Origin of the sequence: Myxococcus guangdongensis, from assembly GCF_024198255.1 — a bacterium.
Classification (GTDB): domain Bacteria; phylum Myxococcota; class Myxococcia; order Myxococcales; family Myxococcaceae; genus Myxococcus; species Myxococcus guangdongensis.
Map to the genome: position 1 here is coordinate 304,171 of NZ_JAJVKW010000002.1, position 24,590 is coordinate 328,760.

Sequence of the window (24,590 nt, forward strand, 5' to 3'; positions counted from 1 at the left end):
GGGGCGGGTTCTACCGCCGACGACGCGGCGTTGTCACAGGGGCGGCGTGTGGGGCTGGCCGCCCACGACCTGACCGTGGGCCACCTCGATGAGCCAGTAGCCCTCGTGGCCGGCCTCGGTGGAGGAGCCAGCGCCGAAGATGTGGGGGTGCTCGGCGGTGGCGGGGTGGTGGTAGCGCTGGTGGATGTGGCCGTGGAGGACGGCGTGGCGGGGACCCGGGAGCAGCCGCAGCAGGGCCTGGGCGTCGCGCAGGCCGTGGTGCCAGCGGTCGGCGCGTCCCTTCCGGGTGAGGGGCGCGTGGTGGACGACGACGAGGATGGCGCGGCCGTCCAGGCGGGGGTCCTTCACCAGGGCCGCGAGGCCGTCGAGCTGGGCGTCGCCGATGACGCCGTAGGACAGGCCGGGCGAGGGAGGGACGCGGGCGGACAGGAGGCCCACGACGGCGGCCTCGGAGCCCACGAGGCGGACGAAGGGGAAGGCGCCCTCGCGGCGGTGCTCGGGCAGGTCGCTGTGGAGCAGGTGGCCGAAGTGGCTGGCGAAGCGGCCCTTCTGGTGGCTCCCGGGTGTGTAGACGTCGTGGTTGCCGGGGATGATGGTGCAGCGGCTCGGGTCGTCGGAGAGCGGGCCGAGGGCCTGGCGCGCGCCCTTGAACTCGCTGTCGAGCGCGTACGCGGTGAGGTCGCCGGAGAGGATGAGGTGGTCCGCGGCGTGGCGGTCGACCTCGCGAGCGATGGCGGCGAGGGCGTGGGGGGCGCGGGCGTAGCGCTTCGCGCGGCCGCCGACGGTGAGCTCGGCCAGGGCGACCCAGCGGCGCCAGCCGAGCTTGTGCAGGGGCAGCGCGAAGTAGTCGTCGGTGATGTGGACGTCGGAACAGTGGATGAAGCGCATGAGACTCCCGCCCGGGAACGGGCGGCCGGGTGCGGACATTCTCTCCGGATGAGGGATGGGGGGAAGCCCCATCGACACGTGCATGCCCGCCCATGGGACTGGCGCGCCAGCTACTTGCGAGGTCTCCGGAACAGGTCTCCCAGGCCCTTGCGAGCCTGGTTCACGGGGGCTTCGAGCGCCTTCGGCACCGCGGGCAGCAGCCCCTTCACGATGTCCGTGGGGCTCCCCGCGCTCACCTTGGGCTCCTTCAACGTGCCGGTGATGGTGAGGGGGATGGACACCGGCGCCTTCACCGGCACCGCGCCCCCCGTGAGACCCGAGACGAAGTCCTTGGAGGCCTTCACCGTGCCCTCCAGCTCCAGGCGTTGATCCAACCCCACCCGCCCCTTCAGCGTCCCATCGCCCAGGTCCGACTGGAACGCCATGGGCTCCGAGAACGAGACCCATCCATCCCGGACGTCGAACCGCGCGCTCAAGTCCCGCAGCCGGGTCCCCTTGCCCGCCTTCTGGACGCTGCCCGCGGCGCCCGGCTGTCCCAGCTGCGTGAGCCCTCGCGCCAGGACCGGGGCCAGCGTCGCCCCCAGGTCCGTCGTCGAGAGTGCCCCGTCCCGAAGCCGCACGCTCCCGCCTCCGGTGACGTGCTCGCGCTGCGCCGCCCAGTCCAGCCCCTGTCCGACCAGGTGGAGCTCGCCACTCGCGAGGCCCTGCAATGACGAATGCCCCGACAGCGCCTGGAAGGCGCGCGCAGTGTCCAAGCCCTCGAGGTTCGCCTTCAACGTCCATGCGGGCTGCGACTTCGTGAGGTCCACCTTCGTGCCAGAGAGGTCCGCGCGGCCGCCGTACACCGTCGCATCGCCGCGTTGAACGACGAGCACCCCGTCGTCCAGCCTCGCCTGCGCATCCACGTCCGTTGCCTGGAGCGCGCCATGACGGAGACTGGCGAGCTTGAGCACACCGGCCACGTCCACCTTCGCGAGCCGCGCGCGCAGCGAGGCCGGGAGCGCGGCGGAGGGCGCCTGCGACTGCGACTCGGGCGGGAGCGCGCCGAGCAGGTGGCTCAGGTCGAGTTCCTTGCCCTCCAGCGCGAACCGGACGCGCAGCGGCGCCACCTGGACCGACGCGGTCCCCCCCAGCTCGAGTCCCGGGCCCGAGAGCGCGAGGCGGGTGAAGTCCAGCTTCGTGGCCTTCGGGTTGGCCGGGTCCACCCGCGAGCCGAAGTCGAACGAGCCGCTGGCTGGATCTCCACGGAGCTTCAGCCCCTTCGCCGCGCCGTGGCCCGTGAGGACGTAGTGCCCCGCCTCCGTCTTCACCTCCGCGTCGACGTCCACCAGGCCCCCGGTGAAGGAGGCGCTCACCGAGGGGGGCAGGAAGTCGCGAAACGCGCGCACGGAGAGGTCCCTGCCGCGCAGGTGCATCGTCACCGTGGGCCAGGGCTGCCCCGGCTCTGGTTTGCGCGTGGGGAGCGGGTCGACCTTGAAGTCCACGGCCACGTTCTGCTTCGCGGCGGCCACCGCCCCCTTCAGTGAGCCCTCGAGCGGCAGGCCGGGGCCCACGTGCTTCAGGTCCACATCCAGGTCCTGGAGCGCGGCCACGGCCGTGCCTCCCGCCGCCTGTCGGTCCGTCACCTGGACGACGCCATCCCGAATCCTCAGCGCATCGACGGAGGTCTCCCCTCCTCCCTCTGTGCCCGAACCTCCCGATGCCCGCCCCACGGCCTCGTAGTTCCACGTCCCGTCCTCGCGCCGGACCAGGTTCACCCGTGGCGCCTCGAGCTCCACGGCGCCCACGCGCACGTCCTTGCCGAGGCTCCGGATGAGCGGCCAGAGCTGGACGGTGGCGCTCGCGCGGGGCGACTCGATGAAGGCAGGCTCGTCGCTTTCACCTTCGGCCCGGAGGTTCGTAAGGGTGGCGCCCGGCCGCGGGAACCAATGGGCGTCCAGCTTCTCCAGGGTGACCTTGTGACCGAGTGCACGGGTGGCGGCCGTCTCGACCTGACCGCGCAGCTGTTCGCCGAGCCAGGATGGCTTCACCGCCAACGCGACGACCAGCAACACCAGCGCCATGGCCACGACGCCGAGCGCGACCTTCAAGGCGTGGTGATGCGAAGGGGCTCTTCTATTCATCGCATCCTCTTCTTCTCCAATGCATCGAGGATGCGCAGACCCGGGCATCACGGCGCCCCCCGACGGGGCGGGCCTCCGGTGGCACGCCCCAGGCGCCAGTGAGGCGGGGCGATGAGGCTCGGATGCAGCGCCGCCACCCGCGAGAGCGGTCGGGCCATCGCGTCACGTGGTTCCCGTGGACCCTACGTTGACAGCCGGAGGATGCGACGCGCGCCTCCTGGTTCAACGCAATGACGACCCGAGGAGACAGGTGATGGAACGACTGGAAGCCGATCGTTTGAAGTCGGGACTCGCGAAGGGCATGGCCGTACTCGCCATCATCGGCGCCATCAACTGGGGGCTGATTGGCTTCTTCAACTGGAACCTCGTGGCCGCCATCTTCGGTGGCGAGACACGGGAGCAGGCGAGCGCGCTCTCGCGACTCATCTACTGCATCGTGGGCCTGGCGGGAGTCGCACTCGCGCTCACGTTCCCATGGCGTCGCCTGGAGGCGACCACGACGACCACGACGACCACGCTGACGGGCCGGCGAACCCTGAGCGGGAGGACGTGACTGAGAGGGAGCCCTCCAGGTTCGTCCGGCGGAGCACGGTCAGCACGCGAGGCGCCTCGGGTGAACCTGGAGCCCACGAGGAGGCCGGAGGTCTCCTCCCATGCATGCCTCCTGCGGCGTAGAGGGGGCCCAGGGCCTGGCGCGCCCTTGAACTCGCTGTCGAGCGCGTACGCGGTGAGGTCTCCAGAGAGGATGAAGTGGTCCGCGGTGTGACGGTCGACCTCGCGGGCGATGGCGTGGGGGCGCGGGCGTAGCGCTTCGCGCGGCCGCCGACGGTGAGCTCGGCCAGGGCGGCCGGGTGCGGACATTCTCTCCGGATGGCGAATGGGGGGAAGCGCCATCGACGCGCGTGGGGCGTCCAGGCATGACGGAATCGCGGCGAAGCGATGGTCAGGCCATGGACCTTCGCGGCGAGCGATTCGAGATGCTTCGAGACCCCTGCTTCGTCCGCGAGGTCGACATGATGCGTCTGCGACTCTTGACGTTCGTCGTGCTGTGGCTCCATGCCCCCCTGGCCAGTGCCTATCCCATTGCGCCGCCGACACTCTGGTCGCTGACGCAGGAAGCGAACAGCATCGTCTGGGTGGAGGTGGAGAACGTCCGCATGGCCCCGAGACGTGCTGGCGATACCTGGGCAGATGACCCAGGGGATATCGCGCGGTTGAAGGTCCTGGAGTCACTGATGGGCTCGGCCCGACCAGGAATGACCCTCGAAGTGCCCTCCTCCTCGACATCCATTTGCCCGGCCCCTGCGAGCTATACGAAAGGGAAGCGGGTGCTCGCGTTCCTCTTCGAGGAACAGGACGAGTGGTGGACGGTGGGGATGGCCTACGGCGTGCGCCCCTTGGAGAACGAGTCCGAACTGGACGCGTACCGACAAGTCGTGAAGGCCGCGCGGGAGGCACATGCGCTCACCGCATCACTTCCGGAGACGTCACCCGTCCGGACGAAAGCGCGACAGGACTGGCACGTGCTCGCCGCACGTTTTCCAGCGACGCGCTGGGATGGGCTGCATGACCTGATCCCCGGGGCGAGCCTGCCCCAATACAGCGCCTTCATGCCTCCCAGCGAGTCCTCCCTTTCGCTCACATCGGCACAGCTCGGACAAGTGGCACGAGATTTCGTGAGCGCGCCGTCGCTGGACCTCTCGTTCATGATGACACTCATGATTCTCCGAGACGTCCCGCACCGGAGCTTCGACCAGATGGCCACACGCGTCCTGGAAACCATCGTCCTCAACAGGCAGATGGCCCCCTGGGGATTCACTGCCTTCAACCTCCTGCGAGCAAGACGTGGCGAGACACCCCATCCGCCTCCCAAGCTTGTCCTCAAGCCGGACATGCGCCGCGCCGAGATGAACGCGCAGCGATTCAATGCGCTACAGCTCGAATGGACCGCGTTCAAGCAGCGCCATGGGCTGAAGCCTCGACCCCTGCCGCTGCCCGCCAGGCCCCAGCCCTCGGGTCCATGAGGGGTCTCTTCTTGGATGCATCCCCGTAGCAACCATTCGCCTCGGGACCTCCCGTTCCGTGGCGAGTGAGCAGTCGGTTCTCACAGGGCCTGTCCTATAAAGGGGGCTGGCGGCACGGAACGCGGCTCCGTGCTAGGAACACGGCCGGAGTCACTGCCGACCATGAAGCGATTCGCGCTCCTGCTCTGCCTCGTTCTCGGAGCCTCTTCCCTCGCCGCGCAGCCGCGCGTGCCTCGGAAGAAGGTGGCCGTGCTGCCCTTCCAGGCCATCTCCGGCGATGTCCCCGCGCGCGCCGGCCCGCGCCTCTCCGCGCGGCTCGCCTCCGAGGTCCATGGCACCGCGGGGCTCGCGCTCGTCGACCCTCCCGCGACCACGCCCTCCGAGGCCACTGTCGATGCACTCGCCGCCGCCCATGCGGCCGTGCAGGAGGCCTCCACCGCGCGCGCCGCCCGTGACTTCTCCCGCGCCGATGCCGCACTCGGCCGCGCGCTCGAATCCTACGCGGACAACGCCGTTCATCTCACGGATGGCGCGGAGCTCGCGGACACCTACGCCCTCCGCGCCGCCGTGCGCTACGCCGTCGGCCGCGATGACGAGGCCGCCCAGGCCCTCACCCACGCGCTCTCCATCGCGCCGGGGCGTCCCCTTCCCCTCGCATCCACGTCCCCGCTCTTCGCGCACACGGTCGAGCGCGTTCGCACCACCCACGCCGCGCAGCCGCGCGCCACGCTCCGCTTCGAGTCCGTTCCCTCCGGTGTCGAAGTCACGCTCGATGGCGTCGCCGTCGGTACCACGCCCGTCCGCGTGCTGCATGTGCCTCCGGGCGCGCACCTCTGGCGGGCCACGTTGCCCTCGGGCGAGAGCATCTCGGGAGTAGCGGAGGCCGTGGCCGAGCGCGAAGTGCCCGTGATCCTCATGCCTCCAGGGGACGGCCCTGCCGCGTCTCTGGCGCTCTCACTCTCCAACAATCAGCTCGATGCGTCCGCGCTCAAGGCCGCGTCGACCCTCGGTCGCGACCTCGGCGCTGACTTCGTCGTGCTCGGTACACTGTCCCGCTCGGGCTCGGGCCTCGCCCTCGACGCGTTCGTCCTCGCGCCCGGCGACACTTCGCCACGCAGACTGCCTCGCATCGCCATGGACCTGGAGCTGCTCGACGCGGGCGACCCGCTGCGGGCGCTCGCGGCACAGCTCGCCTCGCGCGGCGTGGAGGCAGGACTCACCGAGTCCGTGCCGCTCTCTCCGACTCCCGGCGCCTCGCGCAACACGCGCACCTCGCAGACCGTCTATGCCGTGCCTGTCGCGGACGCGGCGAAGCCCGTGGCCCCCGTCCGCAAACCTGCCGATGCCATCCGCAAGCCGCTCGTCCGCCCATGAGCGCATTTCGACACGACTTCGCGCCTCATCTCCTGTCACCGATGGGCACTTCACGAATCCTCGGTGCCGCCCATGAGTGACTTCCGCGGACGCTTCGCGCCCAGCCCGACGGGCCGGATGCACCTGGGCAACATCCGCAGCGCCCTGCTCGGCTGGCTCCAGGCTCGCGCCGCCAACGGGCGCTTCCTCTTGCGCATCGAGGACCTCGACCGCGCTCGCTGCAAGCCCCAGTACGTCGACGACCTGATGCAGGACCTGCGCTGGCTCGGCCTCGACTGGGATGAAACACCCCTCGTTCAGAGTCAGCGCGACGACCTCTACCGCGAGGCCCTCGTCACCCTGGAACAGCAGGACCTCGTCTACCCGTGCTTCTGCACCCGCGGGGAGATTGCCCGCGCCGCCAGCGCGCCCCACGGCCTGTCCGAGGAAGGCCCCCGCTACCCCGGCACCTGCGCCCACCTCACCTCCGCGCAGATCGCCGAGCGCGCGAAGACCCGCGCCCCCGCCATCCGCTTCCGCGCGCGCCCCGGCGAGGTCCACTTCGTCGACGCCCTCGTGGGCCCCTACACCCAGGACGTCGACGCCGTGGTCGGTGACTTCGTCGTGCGCCGCAACGACGGCGTCGCCAGCTACCAGCTCGCCGTCGTCGTCGATGACGCGGCCACCGACATCACTCACGTGCTGCGCGGCGACGACCTGCTCTCCTCCACGCCCCGCCAGCTCCAGCTCTACGACGCCCTGTCGAAACGAGCGCCCGACTTCCTCCACGTCCCGCTCGTGCACGGCGAAGACGGCAAGCGCCTCGCCAAGCGCGAGGGTGCCTTTGCCCTCGCGGAGTTGAGAGAGCGCGGCGTCGCCCCCGAGCGCGTGCTGGGCCTGCTCGCCGCATGGAGCGGGCTCGGTGACGGTACGCCCAGGACCCTCGACGCACTGCTGCGCGCCTTCTCCATCGAAGCCCTTCCCCGCTCGCCCGTGGTGGCCAAGGAAGCGGTGCTCATCGAGGCACTCGACCTGCGGTGAGCCCCCGCCGTCTCCCTCTCACCGAGGAGGCGTCCTGGAGTCGTGGAATCGTCCGTTGCTCGACGATGCCCATCTTTGCCGCGGAACCCGAGCAGCCCGCTTCAGGGGTGCTCACCGCGGCAGGAGGCCCGGCCCATGGCAACAACCATCGTGGAAAGAGAGAAACCCGGCGTCATCTCCGCCAGCGCGGGGACGCCCTTCAAGCTCAGCTGGGGCGCCATCCTCGGCGGCACCTTCGTCGCGCTCGGCGTGCTCATCCTCCTGTACTCGCTGGGCCTCGCGCTCGGACTGTCGTCCGTCGACCCGAGCAACCCAGGCAGTGCACGCTCCGCGGGCATCGGCACCGGCATCTGGGGCCTCATCGCTCCGCTCATCGCGCTCTTCGCCGGAGGCTTCGTCGCCGCTCGCACCGCGGGCGTCGTGGACAAGGGCGGCGGCGCGATGCACGGCGCGGTGATGTGGGGCCTGACGACCATCGCGGGTGTCGCCCTCATGGGCATGGTCGTCTCCACCATCGTCGGCACCGCGGTGCGCACGGCCACGGGCGTGGTGGGTGCCACGGGCGCCGCCGTCGCGGGCGCGGCCTCCCAGGGTGACCAGGTCGCCAACGCCTTCGGCCTCAACGCCAACGACGCGCTCGGCCCGGTGAACGAGCGGCTGCGCGCCGAGGGCAAGCCGGCCATCACCGCCAACCAGCTCGAGGCCGCGACGAAGGACATCGTCACCACCGCCGTGCGCACGGGCAACGTGGACCGCGAGCTGCTCGTCAGCTCCATCGCGGACAACACGCGCCTGTCACGACAGGACTCGGAGGACGTCGCCAACCGCGTGCAGGGGCAGATCGACGCCGCCAAGGTGAAGGTCGGTCAGGTCGGCGAGCAGGTGCAGCAGGGCGCGCTCGTGGCCGCGGACAAGTCCGGCCGCGTCTTCTGGGGCATCTTCGGCGCGCTGCTGCTGGGCCTCATCGCCTCCGTGCTCGGCGCGGGCCTGGGCGTGAGCAAGCGCCAGCGCGTCTACGCCGAGGGCGCCATCTCCACGCCGGGCACGACGACCCGACGTGAGGTGTACCCGTAAGGCACACGGCACCAAACACCCGGAGCACCCGCGAGGCCCACTCCTTCACGGCGGTGGGCCTCGCGTCGTCTCCTCCACCTGGAAGCAGGAAGCGCGGCGCGCGAGTTCCACCGCGGCCCCTGGCCTCCGCAATCCCGTGTGGTTGCGATGTTCATCGCGACGCCACGAAGCACCCCGCCCCTCACGACAACGCACTCCGACGTGGGCCTCCTGCGGTAACCTGCTCGCGAGTCGTCATCAGGGGGGCGCCCTCACACCTCCAGGCCCCCGAGTCACGCTCCATGACGGGGGAAGCTCGTGAACCGAAGTCGGACGTCCCTGCTGTGTCTCGTGCTGCTCGCCACCCTCCATGGCGGCTGCTTCCTGCGCACCGGCTACATCCTGGAGGCGCTCAACGAGCCCTCGGAGCCGAAGACGCCGCCCCTTCCGCCCTCCTTCCGTGAGCGCGTGGGCCGCCTGACGCGCTCCCACCTGATCGACGCCTACGCCGACCCCGCCGAAGTGGCGAAGTGGATGTCCGCCCTGGGCAGCGCCCCCCGCCCCATCGTCGAACAGGTGGAGTGCCTGCGCGCCCACGCCGGCGGCAGCAACGCCACCTGCTACGACGCCTTCCTGCGCGCCACCGTCCCGGGCGGCATCTGGGGCCTGCCCGCCCAACCCCGGAGCGTCAACCCGACGGCGCCCACCGCCGCGGAGGTCGACGCGCAGCGCTTCCTCGGCAACGCGATGGGCATCGCCGCGTCGCTCGCCGCGCTGGGCGATTCGCTGTCGGACCCGATGAACCCCAGCCTGCTCAACCAGGGCCTGCGCGAGGGCGCCGAGTCCGCCGCGCAGTACGTGAGCGCCCGCCGCTGGAGCCGCAAGCTGGGCCGCCCCTCCAACGCGGTGGTGCTCAGCGGCGGCGGCGCCAACGGCGCCTTCAGCGCGGGCATCATGTGGCGAATGCTCGGCGTGCTCGAGCAGTGCCGGGGCAAGCCCGAGCCCGAGGGTTGCGGTGACGCGCGCATCGACCTGGCCGCGGGCTCCAGCACCGGCGCGCTCATCAGCACCCTGGTGGACCTGTTCCACACGCCCGGCCACGAGCAGAAGGCCCGCGACATGCTCCTGGGCAACTACACCTGCTCGGTGGAGTCGGACCTGTACTGCGTCAACTCGACGTGGGTCTGGAAGATCGCCACCGACCTCAAGGGCCTGGTCCGCTTCGACGGCGTGGAGAGCAAGCTGCGCGCCGCCGTCGTCCCCGCGCAGCTCACCAACGGCACGGAGCTGGTCTCCGTCTCCGTGGACTTCGAGACCGGTGACGTCCATGGCGTCAGCGACCAGGACCCCGCGGACTTCTCGCCCACCGCCACCGATGCGCAGCGCGTGGACGGCCTCATCAACGCCGTGCTCGCCTCCATCGTCGAGCCCGTGCTCGCCGAGCCCGTCCCCTGGATTCCCACCAGCAAGGGCCGCTACGCGGGCACCTTCATGGATGGCGGCGTGCGCTCGGGACTGCCCGTGCTCCAGGCCGTCCAGCGCGGCGCCGAGCGCGTGCTCGTCATCTCCACCGGCAACCTCGAGTCCACGCCCGTGCCGGCCCCGGAGAACGCGGTCTCCACGCTGATGCGCACCATCGACCTGTTCGTGGCCCAGCCGCGCGTGGGCGAGGTGCAGCAGGCGGAGCTCGCCGCCGTGGGCCGCCGCTTCGCCGAGTACAACGTCTGCACGCTGCGGCTCGCGCAGGTGGAGGACACCACCGTGGTGGAGCCCTACTGCCGCCGCACCGGCTCGGGCTTCGTCCCCACCGAGCCGCGCTCGCTCCAGGCCGCCACCAGCATGTGGCTGGGCCCCGCCCGCTTCGAGCAGGTCGCGTCGAGCTGGCGCACGTCGTGGATGTTCCGACCCGAGTCGCAGCTCGCCACCGCCAGCGGCTACGCGTTCTCGCCCCAGGTCATGCGCCCGCTCTTCAAGGAGGGCGTGAAGTCCTTCCAACAGCGCTGCGCCGAGGTGCTGCGCCTGTTCGAGGTGCGCGGCACGCTCGCCCAGAACGAGTGCGCCCGCCCCGTCGACGAAGTCGTGACCGAGGCCGAGTCGCGCTTCGCCCCGATGGGGAAGTGCACCGACGGCAAGCCCGACCAGCGCTCCTGCGATTGAGGTCCCCCATGGACTCCGGGGCCCGCATCCGCGCAGGCGGGCCCCACGGATACCGGCGTCGGCATATCCTCGCGCGCCCGCTCCGCGGGCCTCACCCGAGTGCGCCATGTCCCAGAGCTCCACCCACCGCTGGATCGCCCTGCCCCTGGTCTGCCTGAGCATCCTGTTGCTCCTGGCCGCCCTCGCCTACTGGCTCACCCAACCCACCTCCCCGCCGCCACCGCCCGAGGAGCCCCTCGCCGAGGCCCCTCCGCCGGCCCCCGCACCCACGCCGCCGCCCCGCATCACCCCGCCGCCCGTGGTGCCGCCCCCCGCCTTCCCCTCGCCCCAATCCGAAGTCCCCGTCCCCGAGCAGCCCGACCAACGCCGCGTCATCCAGAGCGAGTTCACCCTCGAGGAAATCCACGGCGACTTCCGCCCCGAGGACATCGAGGCCGCCCTCAAGGCGGTGACTCCGCTCGTGCAGCAATGTTTCCAGGATGCCGCACAGCGAAACCGGGGCCCACAAGCCGTGAAGCTGCGCTTCAACCTGGAGTCACGCGGCGAGGGCGAGGGGCGGATGGACAAGGGGGAGGTGCTGGCGAGCACCATCCCGGACCCGATGGTGCAGGCGTGCGTGGTGGACTCGCTCCTGGACATCGGGTTCAAGACCCCGTCCCGAGGGGGGCGGGCGACGGTGGTGTATCCCTTCGAGTTCCGAGTACCGTTGGAGTAAGTTCCCGAGGCCCCCAACCCCACCTCAATGCCCGTCTCCGTCGAACAGCTCGGCCCCCAGGACGCGGACGCCCTGCGGGCGCTGCTCTCGAAGGACCCGGTCCACAACCTCTACCTGCTGGGGTTGCTGGAGGAGTTCGGCATCGCCGCGCGGGGCCGCATCCCCTTCGCCTTCTACGGGCGCTTCGACAACCAGCTGCTGACGGCCGCCGTCTTCGTGGGCGGAGAAGGTGGCCTCGTGGTGCCCAGCGCCAGCGACGCGAGCGCCACCAGCGTCATCGCGGACGCGCTGGCCTCCTCGCTGCGCCTGAAGGCCGCGGTGGGCGACAAGTCCTCGGTGGACGCGCTCCTGCGCAGCCTGTCCCCGGGCAAGCCCCGGCTGTCGCGCACGCAGCGGCTGTTCAGCGTGTCCGCGGACGACCTGGGCCCCTTCACCAATCCGCTGCTGCGGCTCGCGCGCGAGGAGGACCTGCCCCGCCTGTTGCCGCTGGCGCAGGGCTACGTGCGCGAGGCCATGGAGAGAGACCCGCTCTCCGAGGACCCTCGGGGCTACGAGGCGCGCGTCGTCCAGCGCGTGCGTCAGAAGCGCACCTACGTGCTGGAGGAGAACGACGCGCTGGTGCTCAAGGTGGACATCGGCAGCCGCTCCCAATACGGCGCGGAGCTCGAGGGCCTCTACACCCTGCCCGCCGAGCGCCAGAAGGGCCACGCCACGCTGTGCCTGGGGCAGATCTCCCGGCACCTGCTGTCCTCGCTGCCCCGGCTGACGATGCGCATCGACGAGCGCGACGAGAGCACCGCCCGCATCGCCCGGAAGGTCGGCTACCTGGCCGGCCGCACGTGGCGGCTGGTGCTGGTGGAGTAGCTCGCCCGGGCCGGGGGCGATGCCGTACAGTCCGCGCCCTCCATGAGCAGCCGTCCCACGCCTTCCCGCCGCCCCCTCTCCGGAGAGGGCCCCGTCATCCTCCACTCGGCCACGGACCCGCGTTGGCTCCCGCTGGCGCTCGAGCACTTCGACGCCGTGCTGGTGGACCACGCCCACTGCGAGAAGAAGGCCGCCGCCAACGCGCTGTCGCTCCTGCAGGCCTACCCGGACCTGCCAGGGCTGCCCGCGCAGATGGCCCGCCTGGCGCGCGAGGAGAGCGCGCACCTGGCCCGCGTGCTCGACATCATGGAGGCCCGGGGGCTCACGCTCACCAAGGACTCCGGGGACCCGTACGCGCAGGGGCTGCAGAAGCTGGTGCGCACCCCGGCCACGGAGCGGCGCACCGACAGGCTCCTGGTCGCCGCCATCATCGAGGCGCGCTCGTGCGAGCGGCTGTCACTGCTTGCCGAGGGCCTGACGGACCCGGCGCTCGCGCGCTTCTACGGGGAGCTGGCCCAGTCCGAGGACGGACACCAGTCGCTGTTCTTCCGGCTGGCCGTCACCGCGTCCGGAGGCGACGACGCGCTCGTGCGCGAGCGGATGGAGTGGATGCTCGGCCACGAGGCGCGGGTGCTCGAGGACATCGGCGTGCGCGCGGCCATCCACTGACGCCTTCGCGTCGAAGGGCCACACCCACGGCACCGCCACCGTCAGCACCACCACGAGCAGCAGGGTGAGCGGCGTGCCCAGCCGGAAGAAGTCCGTGAAGCGGTAGTGTCCGGGGCCGTAGACGAGCACACAGCTGGGCTCCAGCGGCGTGATGAACGAGCAGCTGGCCGCCAGCGTCACGCCGATGGCGAAGGGGCGCACGTCCACGCCCAGCTGCGCCGCCGCGTTGACGGCCACCGGCAGCACCACCAGCGCCGCGGCCTGGTTGGACATGGGCGCGGACAGGACGATGGTGAGCAGCATCAGCGCCACCAGCACCGTGCGCGGCCCGCCGAAGTCCCCCAGCTCCGCCACCCGCTGGCCCAGGAACCTCCCCGCGCCGCTCACCTCCATGGCCAGCCCCAGCGCCATCATGGAGCCGATGAGCAGCACCACCCGCCAGTCCACCCGGAACGCCTTGCGCGCGTCCACGCAGCCGGTGGCGATCATCGCCAGCATGCCGGTGAGCCCCGCCACCGACAGCGGCAGGATGTCCAGCGAGCCCGCGGCGAGCGCGCACAGGAAAAGCACCACCGCGAGCAGCGCCTTGCCATAGCGCGGCGGCTGGTACTCGTGGCCGCTCAACACCGTCAGGCTCGCCCCGTCCGACAGCTCCGCCGCCTTCTGCTTGGGCCCGCGCAAGAGCAGCACATCCCCTACCGCCAGCGGCAACAGCGACAGGCGCCGCTCGCCGAAGGTGCGGCCCAGCAGTTGGAGCTTGGTGACGCGCTGGAGGCTCGGGTGGCGGTGCAGCGCCAGCGCCACCAGGCCGTAGCGCTCCACGAAGAGCGCCTCCTTGAGACTGCGCCCCACCAGCGGACTGCCCGGCGGCACCGCGGCCTCCACCAGCGCCGTGTCCTCGTCGAGCTGCGCCTCGTCCGCGTGCCGCAGGTCCGGACGGATTTCGATGCCCTGCAGGTCCTTCACCCGGAGGATGTCCTCGCGCGAGCCCTCCACGAGCAGCCGCTCGTCGCCGCTCAGCACCTGCGCGGGCGTGGCAGACGTCGCCTTGCCGTCGCGCAGGAGCCCGATGACCCGCAGGCCCAGCCCCTCGGTGATTTCCGCCAGCGGCTTGCCGAGGTAGCGCGAGCCCTTCGGCAGCACCGCCTCCGTCAGGTAGTCGCGCAGCGTCCACTCCTCCGCGCGCCCCTTTCCCACCCGCGAGGGCAGCAGGAGCGGCCCCAGCAGCACCACGACGAGGATGCCGATGACCGCCACCGGAAAGCCCACCGGCGCCAGCTCCGCCACGCCGATGGGCCGCATCCCCATGCGCTCGAGCGCCGCGGACATCACCAGGTTGGTGGACGTGCCGTAGAGGAAGACCATGCCGCCCAGCATCGACGCGTACGCCAGGGGCAAGAGCACCTTGCTCTTGGGCACCTTGGCCCGGTTCGCCGCGCCGATGGCCACCGGCAGGAAGGCCGCCGTCGTCACCGTGTTGGAGATGACGGACGAGAACACCGCCACCACCACCATCATCGCCATCACGAACGTCTGATGGCCGAAGCGCGCGAAGAAGGCCAGCCGCTGCCCCACCAGCTGCACCACGCCCGTCGCCGCCAGCCCCTGCGTCATCGCCAGGAGCGTGAAGATGAAGATGACCGTGTCGTTGCTGAAGCCCTCGAAGGCCTGCGCCGGCGTCAGCACCCCCGTCAGCGCCAACAGGCACACCACCACCAGCGAGCTGACCTCGATGGGGATGCTATCGATGGTGAACAGAACCAGCGCGACGAGGACGACGCTCAGGACGATGGCGATGGTCATGGAAAACCGGTGGGGCCCGCCAACTTGTGCCCTGTCCGGCCGGGCGGCGAGCCCCTGCCGCACCGTGTCGTCAACTACTAGATGACCGAGCGCTGATAAGAGGAATTAGGAGATTGAGCCCAGTGAGGCGGGTCATCTTCCGACGCCAGTTGCTTTTGGGCGCCCCTTCCAGAAGTTTTGTCGTCTCTCCCGCTGGTAGGGGCCGTGCCCTACTTCACCAGGACCGGGAGCCCCTATCTTGAGAGAACACAAGGATACTTCCATGGCTTCGACGCAAGTGGCGGCGGAGGGCTCCAAGGCCCCCACGAACAACCCCACGCTGCTGGCCTGGGTGGCCGAGATGGCCAAGATGACCCAGCCGGACAGCATTGTCTGGTGCGATGGCTCCGAGTCCGAGAAGAAGCGGATGACGGAGCAGGCGGTGAGCGAGGGCATCCTCATCCCGCTGAACCAGGAGAAGCGGCCCGGCTGCTACCTGCACCGCTCCAACCCGAACGACGTGGCGCGCGTGGAGCACCTCACGTTCATCTGCACGCCGAACAAGGCCGAGGCGGGCCCCACCAACAACTGGATGGAGCCGGACGAGGCGTACCACAAGCTCGGCAACCTCTTCGACGGGTGCATGAAGGGCCGCACCATGTACGTGGTGCCCTACGCCATGGGCCCCATCGGCAGCCCCTTCACGAAGATCGGCGTGGAGCTGACCGACAGCATCTACGTCGTGCTGAACATGCGCATCATGGCGCGCATGGGGAAGCAGGCGCTGGACATGCTGGGCGACAGCGACGACTTCAACCGCGGCCTGCACAGCACGGGCGACGTCAACCCGGACCGCCGCTACATCTGCCACTTCCCGCACGACAACACCATCTGGAGCTTCGGCTCGGGATATGGCGGCAACGTGCTGCTCGGGAAGAAATGCCTCGCGCTGCGCATCGGCAGCTTCCTGGGCCGCGAGGAGGGGTGGCTGGCCGAGCACATGCTCATCCTCGGCGTGACCAGCCCCAAGGGCGAGACGACCTACGTCGCCGCCGCCTTCCCGTCCGCGTGCGGCAAGACGAACTTCGCGATGATGATTCCGCCCGCCGAGTACAAGGGCTGGAAGATCGAAACGGTGGGCGACGACATCGCCTGGATGCGCCCGGGCCCGGACGGCCGGCTGTACGCCATCAACCCGGAGGCCGGCTACTTCGGCGTCGTCCCGGGCACCAACAACAAGACCAACCCCAACGCCATGGAGACCATCTCCAAGGACACGCTGTTCACCAACGTGGCGCTGACGCCGGATGGTGACGTGTGGTGGGAGGGCAAGGACGGCGAGGTCCCCGAGGAGCTCACCGACTGGCAGGGCCGGCCGTGGAAGAAGGGCAGCCCGGAGAAGGCGGCGCATCCGAACAGCCGCTTCACCGCGCCCATGTCCAACAACCCGGTGCTCAGCGCCAAGGCGAATGATCCGATGGGCGTGCCCATCTCCGCGCTCATCTTCGGCGGCCGTCGCTCCAGCACCGTCCCCCTGGTCCTCCAGGCCTTCAACTGGACCCACGGCGTGTTCCTGGGCGCCACCATGGGCAGCGAGACGACGGCGGCGGCCACGGGCAAGGTCGGCGTCGTGCGCCGCGACCCCATGGCCATGCTGCCCTTCTGCGGCTACCACATGGGCGACTACCTCCAGCACTGGCTGGACATGCAGAAGACCATTCCGCAGCTGCCCAAGATCTTCCAGGTGAACTGGTTCCGTCAGGACAAGGACGGCAAGTTCCTGTGGCCGGGCTTCGGCGAGAACATGCGCGTGCTGGAGTGGGTGGTGAACCGCGTGCACGGCCGCGTCCCCACCAAGGAGACGCTGCTGGGCTGGGTGCCCCGTCAGGACGAGGGCCTCAACCTCAAGGGCCTGGACATGTCGGTGGACGCCGTCGCCGAGGCCACCTCCATCAAGGAGGACGAGTGGAAGAGCGAGCTCAAGAGCCAGGAGGTCTTCTTCGAGCAGCTGGGCACCAAGGCGCCCGAGGCCCTCATGCTCCAGCGCAAGCTGCTGATTTCGCGCCTGGAGCACTGAGTTGAACGGGCTGTAGCGCCCTGAAGCACCCGTCGGGGCCGCTCCCCCTCCCAGCCTGGGAGTGGAGGCGGCCCCGACCCGTTTCACGAGGTGTGAGGTCACCCTCTTCGCCCTGGGGCGGAAGGCGCGCTAGTCTCGTGTTCATCATGAGACTGGTCTTCGTATTGTCGGCGGCCCTCGCGCTGTCGCCCCCGGTGGCGTTCGCCCAGCGCGCCAAGAATCCAGCGGCCCTCATCAAGGAGGGCGAGCGGCTGTATCAAGCCGGCAAGTACCAAGAAGCCGCGGACGTGCTGAAGAAGGCCCACGAGGCCCAGCCCAACCCGCGGCTCATCTTCAACATCGCCGTGGCGCTGGAGAACTCCGGGGACCTGCGCGAGGCGCTCTCCTGGTACCAGCAATACGTGGGCAACACCGAGGGCACGGACCCGGCGCTGCTCAAGCGCAGCGCCCGCAGCATCGACAAGCTGCGGCTGCTGCTCGACAAGGAGAACCAGGCGCAGGCGTCCGCGGAGGCCGAGCGCCAGAAGCTGCAGGGCGAGGCGGCGGCGGCGCAGAAGCGCGCGGAGGAGGAGCAGCTGGCCGCGCAGCGCGCCGAGGAGGAGAACCTGCGCCAGCGCCAGGCGGAGCTGGACCGGGCCATCAAGTCCTACCAGCGCCAGAAGATCGCCGCGTTCGCGGTGGGCGGCGTGGCGGTGCTGGGAGTGGGCGCGGGCGTGCTGTTCGGCCTGCAGGCGAGCGACGAGCGCGAGAAGTTCGACGCCGCGCGCACCGAGGACACCAAGCAGACCTTCGCGGACAATACGAAGACCAAGGCGCTGCTCGCGGACATCGGCTTCGGCGTGGGACTGGCCGGCGCCATCACCGCCATCATCCTGTATCCGAAAGACGGCCCCCCGGTGGAAGGCGAGGTCCGGATGACCCTGGCGCCTCGTGGCACCGGCGCGGGTCTGGAGGTCAGCTTCTGATGAAGACCCTGCGACTCATGTCGTGCTGCGCGGCGCTGCTGGCCGGCTGCAGCTTCACCACCGCGGGCGGGCTCGACGAGTGCGAGACCAGCGCGGACTGCGACACCAACCAGGTGTGCTCCACGGGCGGCTTCTGCCTGCCCCAGCCGGAGGGCTGCGGCGAGGTGGTGGGCCCCACCACGGGCAACCCGATTGTCCTGGGCGCGGCGCTGCCCCTGACGACGTCCACCGGCGAGGACGTGTCGGAGAAGCAGGCGCTCAACGCGCTCAAGCTCGCGATGGAGGAGATCAACCAGCGCGAGGGCGTGGGCGGTCGGCGCTTCAACCTGCTCATCTGCGACACGCGCTCGGAGCCGGCCCGGGCCCGCGAGCAGGCCGAGTGGCTGGTGACGGAGCGCGGCGTGCCCGCCATCTTCTCTTCGGGCAGCGCGCAGACCATCGCCATCAGCACCATCACGATTCCGCGCAACGTGCTGTTGATGACGCACACGGCGACCAGCCCCGACATCGCCACGTTGAGCGACAAGACGGCGGCGTCCGGTGACGCGGGCCTGGTGTGGCGCACGGCGCCGTCGGACCGGTTGCAGGGCCGCATCATCGCGGACCTGGTGAGCAACGTGCGCGCGGTGGACGGGGACCAGCGCCCCTTCGCGGACACCACCACGGTGAGCCTCGTCTACGTGAACGACGCCTACGGTCAGGGCCTGTTCGACACCGTCCTCGGCCGGGTGAGCAACGGCCGGACGCCCTCCTCCGCGTTCTACGCGCGCAACGGCGACGTGACCGCGGCGGTGACGCACCTGGCGACCAACCCGGCGCCGAGCATCGCGGTGATGATGGGCTTCTCCGAGGACAACGCGAAGATCATCACCCAGGCGGCCAGCCAGGGGCGCACCAGCCAGCGCTACTTCTTCACGGACGCGAGCAAGGACGCGAACCTCATCACGTCGCTGGGCACCTCGAAGGGCATCGTCGAGGGCGCCTACGGCACCGCGCCCGCGCAGGCGCGTCCGGGTGACGCGGTCTACACCACGTTCAAGGAGCGCTTCCGCACGGCGTACAGCGGCACGGACCCGGGCCAGTTCTCCTTCACCGCGCACGCGTACGACTCCATGTACCTGGTGGCGCTGGGCGCGGCGTTCGCGGCGGGCGCGGAGGTCAACAACCCCCAGCCCATCACCGGCGACCGCATCGCGCAGGGTCTGGCCAAGGTGACGCCGCCTCCGGCCACCGCGGCCACCACCTACGCGCTGGGCTTCAGCCGCTTCACGGAGGCGCGCGGCGAAATCAGCGCGGGCAAGTTCATCAACGTGCAGGGCGCCAGCGGCGCGCTGGACTTCGACGCCACGGGTGAGGCCCCGTCCGAGTACGAGCTGTTCCGGATTGTCGACGGCGCCTTCCAGACGGTGGAGCTCATCGCTCCCGCCGCGGACTGAAGAGCGTCGGTGCGTGAAAGGAGCGCTCCCGCAGCCGAGGGAGCGCTCTACCCCGCCGCCCCGAGCACCCGCGTCAGCGGCGCCAGGGCGGCGATGGATGGTGGAGCTCATCGCTCCGGCTGCGGACTCAAGGCGCCGGTGCGTGGAAGGAGCGCTCTACCCCGACGCCCCGAGCACCCGCGTCAGCGGCGCCAGGGCGGCGATGAAGTCCTCGGGTGGGGTGAGCAGCGAGAGCACCAGGAACGCCCCCCCGCCGAAGTCGTAGAAGTAGCCGGGCTGGACGAGCACCCCCGCCGCCAGCAGCGCGAGGCACGTGGCCTCCTCGCCCGGCTCCCTCGGAATCCGCAGCACCGCGCTCCAGCCGCCGTGCGCGGGCAGCACGTCCCACGTCGCGCCCGGGGGCCGCGCCCTCGCGAGGTGCTCTCGGTTGGCGCGCACGCGCCCGAGCAGCGCCTCCTGGAACACGGGCGCGTGGGCGAGCAGCCGGGGCAGCGCGAGCTGCACGGGCGTGGCCACGGACAGGTACGTGTCCGCCACCCACTCCAGCCGGGCCAGGGCCTCGTCGCGCGCGGCCTCGGGTCCGCCCACGTGCATCCACCCGAGCTTCAGGCCGGGCAGGCCCGCCACCTTGGACAGGCCGGACAGGCTGAAGGTGGGCATGGGCAGCGCGCGGCCGGCCACCGTCGTCACCCGTCCGGGCACGGCGTCCCAGGCGTAGTCGGCGAACACCTCGTCGCTGATGAGGGCCAGCTGGTGGCGCGCGCAGACGTCGGCGAGCGCGGCCAGCTCGCCCTCGTGCAGGAAGTGGCCGGTGGGGTTGCCGGGGTTGATGATGAGCACGGCGCGGGTGCGCGGGCCGATGGCCGCCTCCACCTCGCCCACGTCCAGGCCGAAGCCGTGCGCGAGTGGAAGGCGGTAGGAGCGCGTCTGGACGGCCTCCAGACGCGCCAGGTGCTCGAAGAGGGGGTAGCAGGGCGCGGGGACGAGGACGTCGTCACCCGGCTCGCACAGCAGCTTGAAGAGCCAGCCGTAGGACTCGCTGGTGCTCGCGCTGAGCACCAGGTGCTCCGGGGAGACGGCGGTGCCCCGGGAGCGGAGGTACCCGGCCACCGCCTCGCGAGCCGAGGGGAGGCCGAGTGCTTCCGGCGCGTAGTCGAAGGCGCCGGGAGGGTGGAGCGCGCCGGCGTCGGGCGCCGGGAGTCCCACGCGGGTGGGGTTGGAGACGGTGAGGTCCAGCAGGGGGAGGCCCTGGGCGCGGTGCCCGGCGAGCGCGTCCGCCAGTGGATTCGGAGTGCGGGAGAAGTCCGAGCGGAGGGAGAAGCGGCTCACAGCCCCGTCTGCAGCATGGCGTTGGCGACGCGGCGGATGAGCTCGCGGCGCACTTCCTTGCGGCAGTGCTCGATGGCCTTCTCATGAGGCCTGGGAAGCTCCGGGTCCCTGGCTCGCAGGGCGGTGCGGAGGACGAGCTCCACCTTGGTGGGCTCGATGTGGAACAGCCGCGCTCCGTCCTTCTGGAGGAAGTAGGACAGCCCCCTCTGGTCGATGAGCTTGTTGAAGAAGCGTCGGACGTCCGCGAGGAACGTGAGGTCGATGATGTCCGCCATTCGTGACGGCTTTCTCGCGCGGAAAAATCGGCCCGTCCATTTCACGGCCGCGTCACCCGAAAACTTGCGCGACCTGTAGCACCCGTCCGTCCGGCCGAACGCGCGGGAGGCCGAATTCTCGGCCCCGGCGCTCACGGCATCAGAGGGCGGAGGGCGCGCCGGAACGCGGTGTGCCGACGTCGCGCGTCGGGCTCGAACGGCACCGGCCCGAGCACCGGGACACCGTGCCGCGCCTCCAGCAGCGCGCGGTTGTCGCGCTCGGAGACATCACGGGTGGCGCTGCTCCGCGAGAGCAGCACGGCGCGCACGGGGATGCGGCGGGCGGCGAGCGCCTGGAGCGACAGCGCGGTGTGGTTGAGCGTGCCCAGCCCCGCGCGCGCCACCAGCAGCACGGGCAGCCGCAGCGTCTGGATGAGGTCGATGACGTCATGGCGCGAGTCCAGCGGGACGAAGAGCCCGCCAGCGCCCTCCACCACGGCGGGGCCGCCCTTCAGCTGCCTCCAGGCCGCCAGGGTGAGCTTCCAGTCCGGCTCGCGCCCCAGACGCGCGGCGGCCACGCCCGGGGCCACGGGCAGGCGGAAGCGGTGCGGACACAGGACGTCCAGCGGGAGCGTGCTGCCCGCGGCCTCGCGCAGCGAGAGCGCGTCGGCGGGGGCGCGCAGGGAGGCGCAGCCGGACTCGTAGGGCTTGAAGCCCTGGGGCGACAGGCCCGCGTCGTCGAGGAGGGACAGCAGCGCGCGCGAGGCCTGCGTCTTGCCCACCCCCGTGTCCGTGCCGGTGACGAAAATCTGGAACGGTCGGCTCATGCGGTGTTCCCTCCGTGGATCATCCCCGAGCGAGGAGCTCCATGCCCGGGCCTTCGCGTGAAGCCCACTTCGTCCCGGGGCACGCACGCTCGACGTCCGGAGTGGAGAGGACCTCTGGGTGGCGACCACGCCGCGCGCGTGAGGCGCGGCCCGAGGGCCTCACCACGACGTGCCACGGTCATGCACGCCCACGTGCCGCAGCGCCTCGAGCGCGAGGTCCACGTGCCCCAGCGTGTGTCCCGCCGACAGGCAGAACCGCAGCCGGCTCGTCCCCTCGGGCACCGTGGGCGGACGGATGGCCTTCACCAGCACCCCGGCCTCACGCAGCCTCCGTGCCGCGTCCAGCGCGCGCTCCGGCTCGCCCAGGATGACCGGGAACACCGCGCTGCGAGCCTCCGCGCGCAGCCCCAGGCCCCTCAACCCCTCGGCGAAGCGTCGGATGTTGCGCCACAAACGCTCGCGCAGCTCCACGTCCTTCTCCACCGCGTCCACCGCCACCTCCGCCGCCGCGCACAGCGCCGCCGGCAAGGCCGTGGAGAAGATGAACGGCCGCGCCCGGCTCGTGAGCAGGTCCGCCACCCCGCGCGACGTGGCCACGTAGGCCCCCTGCCCGCCCAGCGACTTGCTCAACGTCCCCATGCGCAGCGCCACCCGCGACTCCAACCCCAGCTCCTCGCACAGGCCCGCGCCCCGAGCGCCGAGCACGCCCGTGGCATGCGCCTCGTCCACCATCAGCGCGGCGCCCTGCGCCTCACACGCCTCCACGATGTCGCGAAGCGGCGCCAGGTCCCCATCCATGGAGAACACCGTGTCCGTGACGACCAGCTTGCGCCGCGCCGTCGTCGACGCGAGCGCGCTCGTGAGCGCCTCCACATCCGCGTGCGGATACACGACGACCTTCGCGCGCGACAGCCTGCACCCGTCCACCAGCGACGCGTGGTTCAGCGCGTCCGAGAACACCGCGTCCCCCGGCCCCACCAGCGCGGGGAGGATGCCCGTGTTCGCCGCGTAGCCGCTGTTGAACAGCAGCACCGCCTCCGCCCGCTCGAACGCCGCGAGCCGCGCCTCCAGCCGGTGATGCGCCAGGGTGTCGCCCACCACCAACCGGCTCGCGCCCGTCCCGACGCCGTAGCGCTCCACCGCGGAGATGGCCGCCGCCCTCACCGCCGAGGACGCCGCGAGCCCCAGGTAGTCATTGGACGAGAAGTTGACGAGCGTCTCGCCCCCCATCGTCACCACCGGCCCCTGCGCCGAATCCAGGGGCTCCAGCCCACGCCGAAGCCCCCGCGCCTGCAGCGCCGACAAGTCCTCGCGCGCCCACTCCGAGGCCACGTCGCGCGTCGAATCACTCACGCGCCACCGCCCTACCGGTCCTGCCGGGGCTCCAGCGGACGGATGCCCGCCTTCTCCAAGAGCGCCATGTCCTGGGTGTACTCGGGGTTGCCCGTGGTCAGCAGCTTCTCGCCGAAGAACAACGAGTTCGCGCCCGCCATCATGCAGAGCAGCTGCGCCTCCTCGTTCATCTGCTGACGCCCCGCGGACAGCCGCACCATCGACTGGGGCATCAGGATGCGCGCGGTGGCGATGGTGCGCACCATGTCCACCGTCTCCACCCGGGGCTGCTCCGCCAGCGGCGTGCCCTCCACGGCCACCAGCGCGTTGATGGGCACCGACTCCGGGTGGTGGTCCTGGTTGGCCAGCGTGCGCAGCAGGTTGCAGCGATCATCCACGGACTCGCCCAGGCCGATGATGCCGCCGCAGCACACGGAGATGCCCGCGTCCCGCACCCGGCCCAGCGTGCGGAGCCGATCTTCGTACAGCCGCGTGGAGATGATGTCGCCGTAGTGCTCCGGCGAGGTGTCCAGGTTGTGGTTGTACGCGGACAGCCCCGCGTCCTTCAGGCGCCTGGCCTGGCTGTCCGTCAGCATGCCGAGCGTGGCGCACGCCTCCATCCCCAACCCGCGCACCCCGCGCACCATCTCCAGCACGCTGTCGAACTGCGGGCCGTCCTTCACCTCGCGCCACGCGGCCCCCATGCAGAAGCGCGTGGCCCCCGCGGAGCGGGCCTTCTGCGCGGCGGCCAGCACGTCCGGCACCGCCATCAGCTTCTCCGCCTTGACGCCCGTCTTGTAGCGCGCCGCCTGCGGGCAGTACGCGCAGTCCTCCGAGCACCCGCCCGTCTTGATGGACAAGAGCGAGCACAGCTGCACCTTGTTGTCCTGGAACACCGCGCGGTGAACCGTCTGCGCCCGGTGGACCAGGTCCAACAGCGGCAGCGCGTAGACGGCCTTCACCTCGGCCAGCGTCCAATCGTGCCGCACCGCCACTCCCTCCGGAGCGGGCTCGGCGTGGTGGGCGTGGCCATGGAAGGACTCGGTGGCGGCGTCGGACATGGGCTCCTCGAACGGACGTGAGGAGCGCGAACGTGCGCGGGCGCCGGAGACTTGTCAACCACTCAGCGAGAACAGGTTGACGACCCTCCGCCCCGCCCCGAACGGACGACCGGCGCCCGAGGAGAACCCTGGAGCGCCGGCCTTCCACCCTTCATGTCATGCGGGCTGGCGTCAGACGTGGACGCGGCGCCGGCCGGCCAGTCCCACCAGGAACAGGACCAGGAGCGAGCCCAGCACGGAGAACAGCAGGCCGGACGGGTGCAGGTCGAAGACGCGGCCGTCGCTGCGGAAGAGCGAGCCGACGAAGCCACCCACGAAGGAGCCGACGATACCCAAGAGCGTCGTGGCCACCAGCCCCATGGACTGGTTGCCGGGCATCAGGGCCCGAGCGAGAAGACCGGCGAGAAGACCGATGACCAGGAAAGCGATGATCCCCATGACACGACCTCACAGTGAGTGGTGAAGGAGGCGCACGCAGTGGCGCCCATCCGGCTTGTGTGAGGGTCAGCGCCGTTCGCGCCGCCCGTGGGAATGAAGCTGGGTCGCCCCTCCCCAAGGGACAACTCGACGGCATGGGTCTTGACACCAAGCCTGCCTGCCCTCCAGACGTGCCTGCTCGTCCGCCCGTGGCGACGTCAGG

At 70.8% G+C, this 24,590-nt stretch carries 20 protein-coding genes and 1 pseudogene; 12 read left to right on the top strand and 9 right to left on the bottom strand.

The genetic code is table 11. The annotated features are described in order from the left end of the window. Positions 1–33: 33 nt before the first annotated feature. A complete protein-coding gene (locus tag LXT21_RS06080) occupies positions 34–888 on the bottom strand; it encodes a metallophosphoesterase family protein (RefSeq protein ID WP_254037143.1) in 855 nt (284 codons plus the stop codon). A 110-nt stretch (positions 889–998) separates the two neighbouring features. Continuing rightward, positions 999–3,011, bottom strand: a complete 2,013-nt coding sequence (locus tag LXT21_RS06085) for an AsmA family protein (protein WP_254037144.1) — start codon at positions 3,009–3,011, stop codon at positions 999–1,001. Positions 3,012–3,264: 253 nt separating this feature from the next. On the opposite strand from LXT21_RS06085, the gene LXT21_RS06090 reads away from it, so the two are divergent. From LXT21_RS06090 to miaE, 9 genes are all read left to right on the top strand, one after another. Continuing rightward, positions 3,265–3,564 carry a DUF378 domain-containing protein gene (locus LXT21_RS06090; protein ID WP_254037145.1) on the top strand — a complete coding sequence of 100 codons (300 nt, stop codon included), beginning with the start codon at positions 3,265–3,267 and terminating at the stop codon, positions 3,562–3,564. A 364-nt stretch (positions 3,565–3,928) separates the two neighbouring features. Beyond that, entirely contained in the window at positions 3,929–5,035 is a 1,107-nt protein-coding gene (locus tag LXT21_RS06095) for a hypothetical protein (protein ID WP_254037146.1), read from the top strand. 162 nt (positions 5,036–5,197) lie between these two features. Further along, entirely contained in the window at positions 5,198–6,409 is a 1,212-nt protein-coding gene (locus tag LXT21_RS06100; RefSeq protein WP_254037147.1) for a PEGA domain-containing protein, read from the top strand. Positions 6,410–6,481: 72 nt separating this feature from the next. After that, on the top strand, positions 6,482–7,429 hold the full coding sequence (gene gluQRS / locus LXT21_RS06105; RefSeq protein ID WP_254037148.1) for a tRNA glutamyl-Q(34) synthetase GluQRS: 948 nt from the start codon (positions 6,482–6,484) through the stop codon (positions 7,427–7,429). Positions 7,430–7,564: 135 nt separating this feature from the next. Continuing rightward, on the top strand, positions 7,565–8,503 hold the full coding sequence (locus LXT21_RS06110; RefSeq protein WP_254037149.1) for a hypothetical protein: 939 nt from the start codon (positions 7,565–7,567) through the stop codon (positions 8,501–8,503). Positions 8,504–8,800: 297 nt separating this feature from the next. Continuing rightward, positions 8,801–10,639: a patatin-like phospholipase family protein gene (locus LXT21_RS06115; RefSeq protein ID WP_254037150.1), complete on the top strand. Its 1,839-nt coding sequence runs from the start codon at positions 8,801–8,803 to the stop codon at positions 10,637–10,639. A 106-nt stretch (positions 10,640–10,745) separates the two neighbouring features. Continuing rightward, on the top strand, positions 10,746–11,354 hold the full coding sequence (locus tag LXT21_RS06120; RefSeq protein WP_254037151.1) for an AgmX/PglI C-terminal domain-containing protein: 609 nt from the start codon (positions 10,746–10,748) through the stop codon (positions 11,352–11,354). Between the two features lie 27 nt (positions 11,355–11,381). After that, a complete protein-coding gene (locus tag LXT21_RS06125) occupies positions 11,382–12,218 on the top strand; it encodes a GNAT family N-acetyltransferase (protein WP_254037152.1) in 837 nt (278 codons plus the stop codon). Positions 12,219–12,260: 42 nt separating this feature from the next. Beyond that, positions 12,261–12,887: a tRNA-(ms[2]io[6]A)-hydroxylase gene (gene miaE, locus LXT21_RS06130; RefSeq protein ID WP_254037153.1), complete on the top strand. Its 627-nt coding sequence runs from the start codon at positions 12,261–12,263 to the stop codon at positions 12,885–12,887. On the opposite strand, the pseudogene LXT21_RS06135 reads toward miaE, so the two are convergent. Then, positions 12,873–14,690: pseudogene (locus tag LXT21_RS06135) on the bottom strand (SLC13 family permease); the annotation flags it as partial. The gene miaE and the pseudogene LXT21_RS06135 overlap by 15 nt on opposite strands. 262 nt (positions 14,691–14,952) lie before the next feature. Here LXT21_RS06135 and LXT21_RS06140 point away from each other — a divergent pair. From LXT21_RS06140 to LXT21_RS06150, 3 genes are all read left to right on the top strand, one after another. Then, positions 14,953–16,746 (top strand): phosphoenolpyruvate carboxykinase (GTP), encoded by a 1,794-nt coding sequence (locus LXT21_RS06140; protein WP_254037154.1) that lies wholly within the window; start codon positions 14,953–14,955, stop codon positions 16,744–16,746. Positions 16,747–16,892: 146 nt separating this feature from the next. Further along, on the top strand, positions 16,893–17,711 hold the full coding sequence (locus LXT21_RS06145; protein ID WP_254037155.1) for a tetratricopeptide repeat protein: 819 nt from the start codon (positions 16,893–16,895) through the stop codon (positions 17,709–17,711). Continuing rightward, positions 17,711–19,147 carry an ABC transporter substrate-binding protein gene (locus tag LXT21_RS06150; protein WP_254037156.1) on the top strand — a complete coding sequence of 479 codons (1,437 nt, stop codon included), beginning with the start codon at positions 17,711–17,713 and terminating at the stop codon, positions 19,145–19,147. Before LXT21_RS06145 ends, LXT21_RS06150 begins: the two co-directional genes overlap by 1 nt. 156 nt (positions 19,148–19,303) lie before the next feature. Here LXT21_RS06150 and LXT21_RS06155 read toward each other — a convergent pair whose 3' ends face one another. From LXT21_RS06155 to LXT21_RS06180, 6 genes are all read right to left on the bottom strand, one after another. After that, positions 19,304–20,476 carry a pyridoxal phosphate-dependent aminotransferase gene (locus LXT21_RS06155; protein WP_254037157.1) on the bottom strand — a complete coding sequence of 391 codons (1,173 nt, stop codon included), beginning with the start codon at positions 20,474–20,476 and terminating at the stop codon, positions 19,304–19,306. Then, entirely contained in the window at positions 20,473–20,751 is a 279-nt protein-coding gene (locus LXT21_RS06160) for a hypothetical protein (RefSeq protein ID WP_141328832.1), read from the bottom strand. Before LXT21_RS06160 ends, LXT21_RS06155 begins: the two co-directional genes overlap by 4 nt. Positions 20,752–20,882: 131 nt before the next feature. Then, complete coding sequence (bioD, locus tag LXT21_RS06165) at positions 20,883–21,557, bottom strand: dethiobiotin synthase (protein WP_254037158.1); 675 nt, start codon at positions 21,555–21,557, stop codon at positions 20,883–20,885. 159 nt (positions 21,558–21,716) lie between these two features. Then, on the bottom strand, positions 21,717–22,910 hold the full coding sequence (gene bioF, locus LXT21_RS06170; protein ID WP_254037159.1) for an 8-amino-7-oxononanoate synthase: 1,194 nt from the start codon (positions 22,908–22,910) through the stop codon (positions 21,717–21,719). A gap of 11 nt (positions 22,911–22,921) precedes the next feature. Then, entirely contained in the window at positions 22,922–23,950 is a 1,029-nt protein-coding gene (gene bioB / locus LXT21_RS06175; RefSeq protein ID WP_254037160.1) for a biotin synthase BioB, read from the bottom strand. A gap of 171 nt (positions 23,951–24,121) precedes the next feature. Beyond that, positions 24,122–24,388 carry a GlsB/YeaQ/YmgE family stress response membrane protein gene (locus LXT21_RS06180; protein WP_254037161.1) on the bottom strand — a complete coding sequence of 89 codons (267 nt, stop codon included), beginning with the start codon at positions 24,386–24,388 and terminating at the stop codon, positions 24,122–24,124. Between the last annotated feature and the right edge of the window lie 202 nt (positions 24,389–24,590).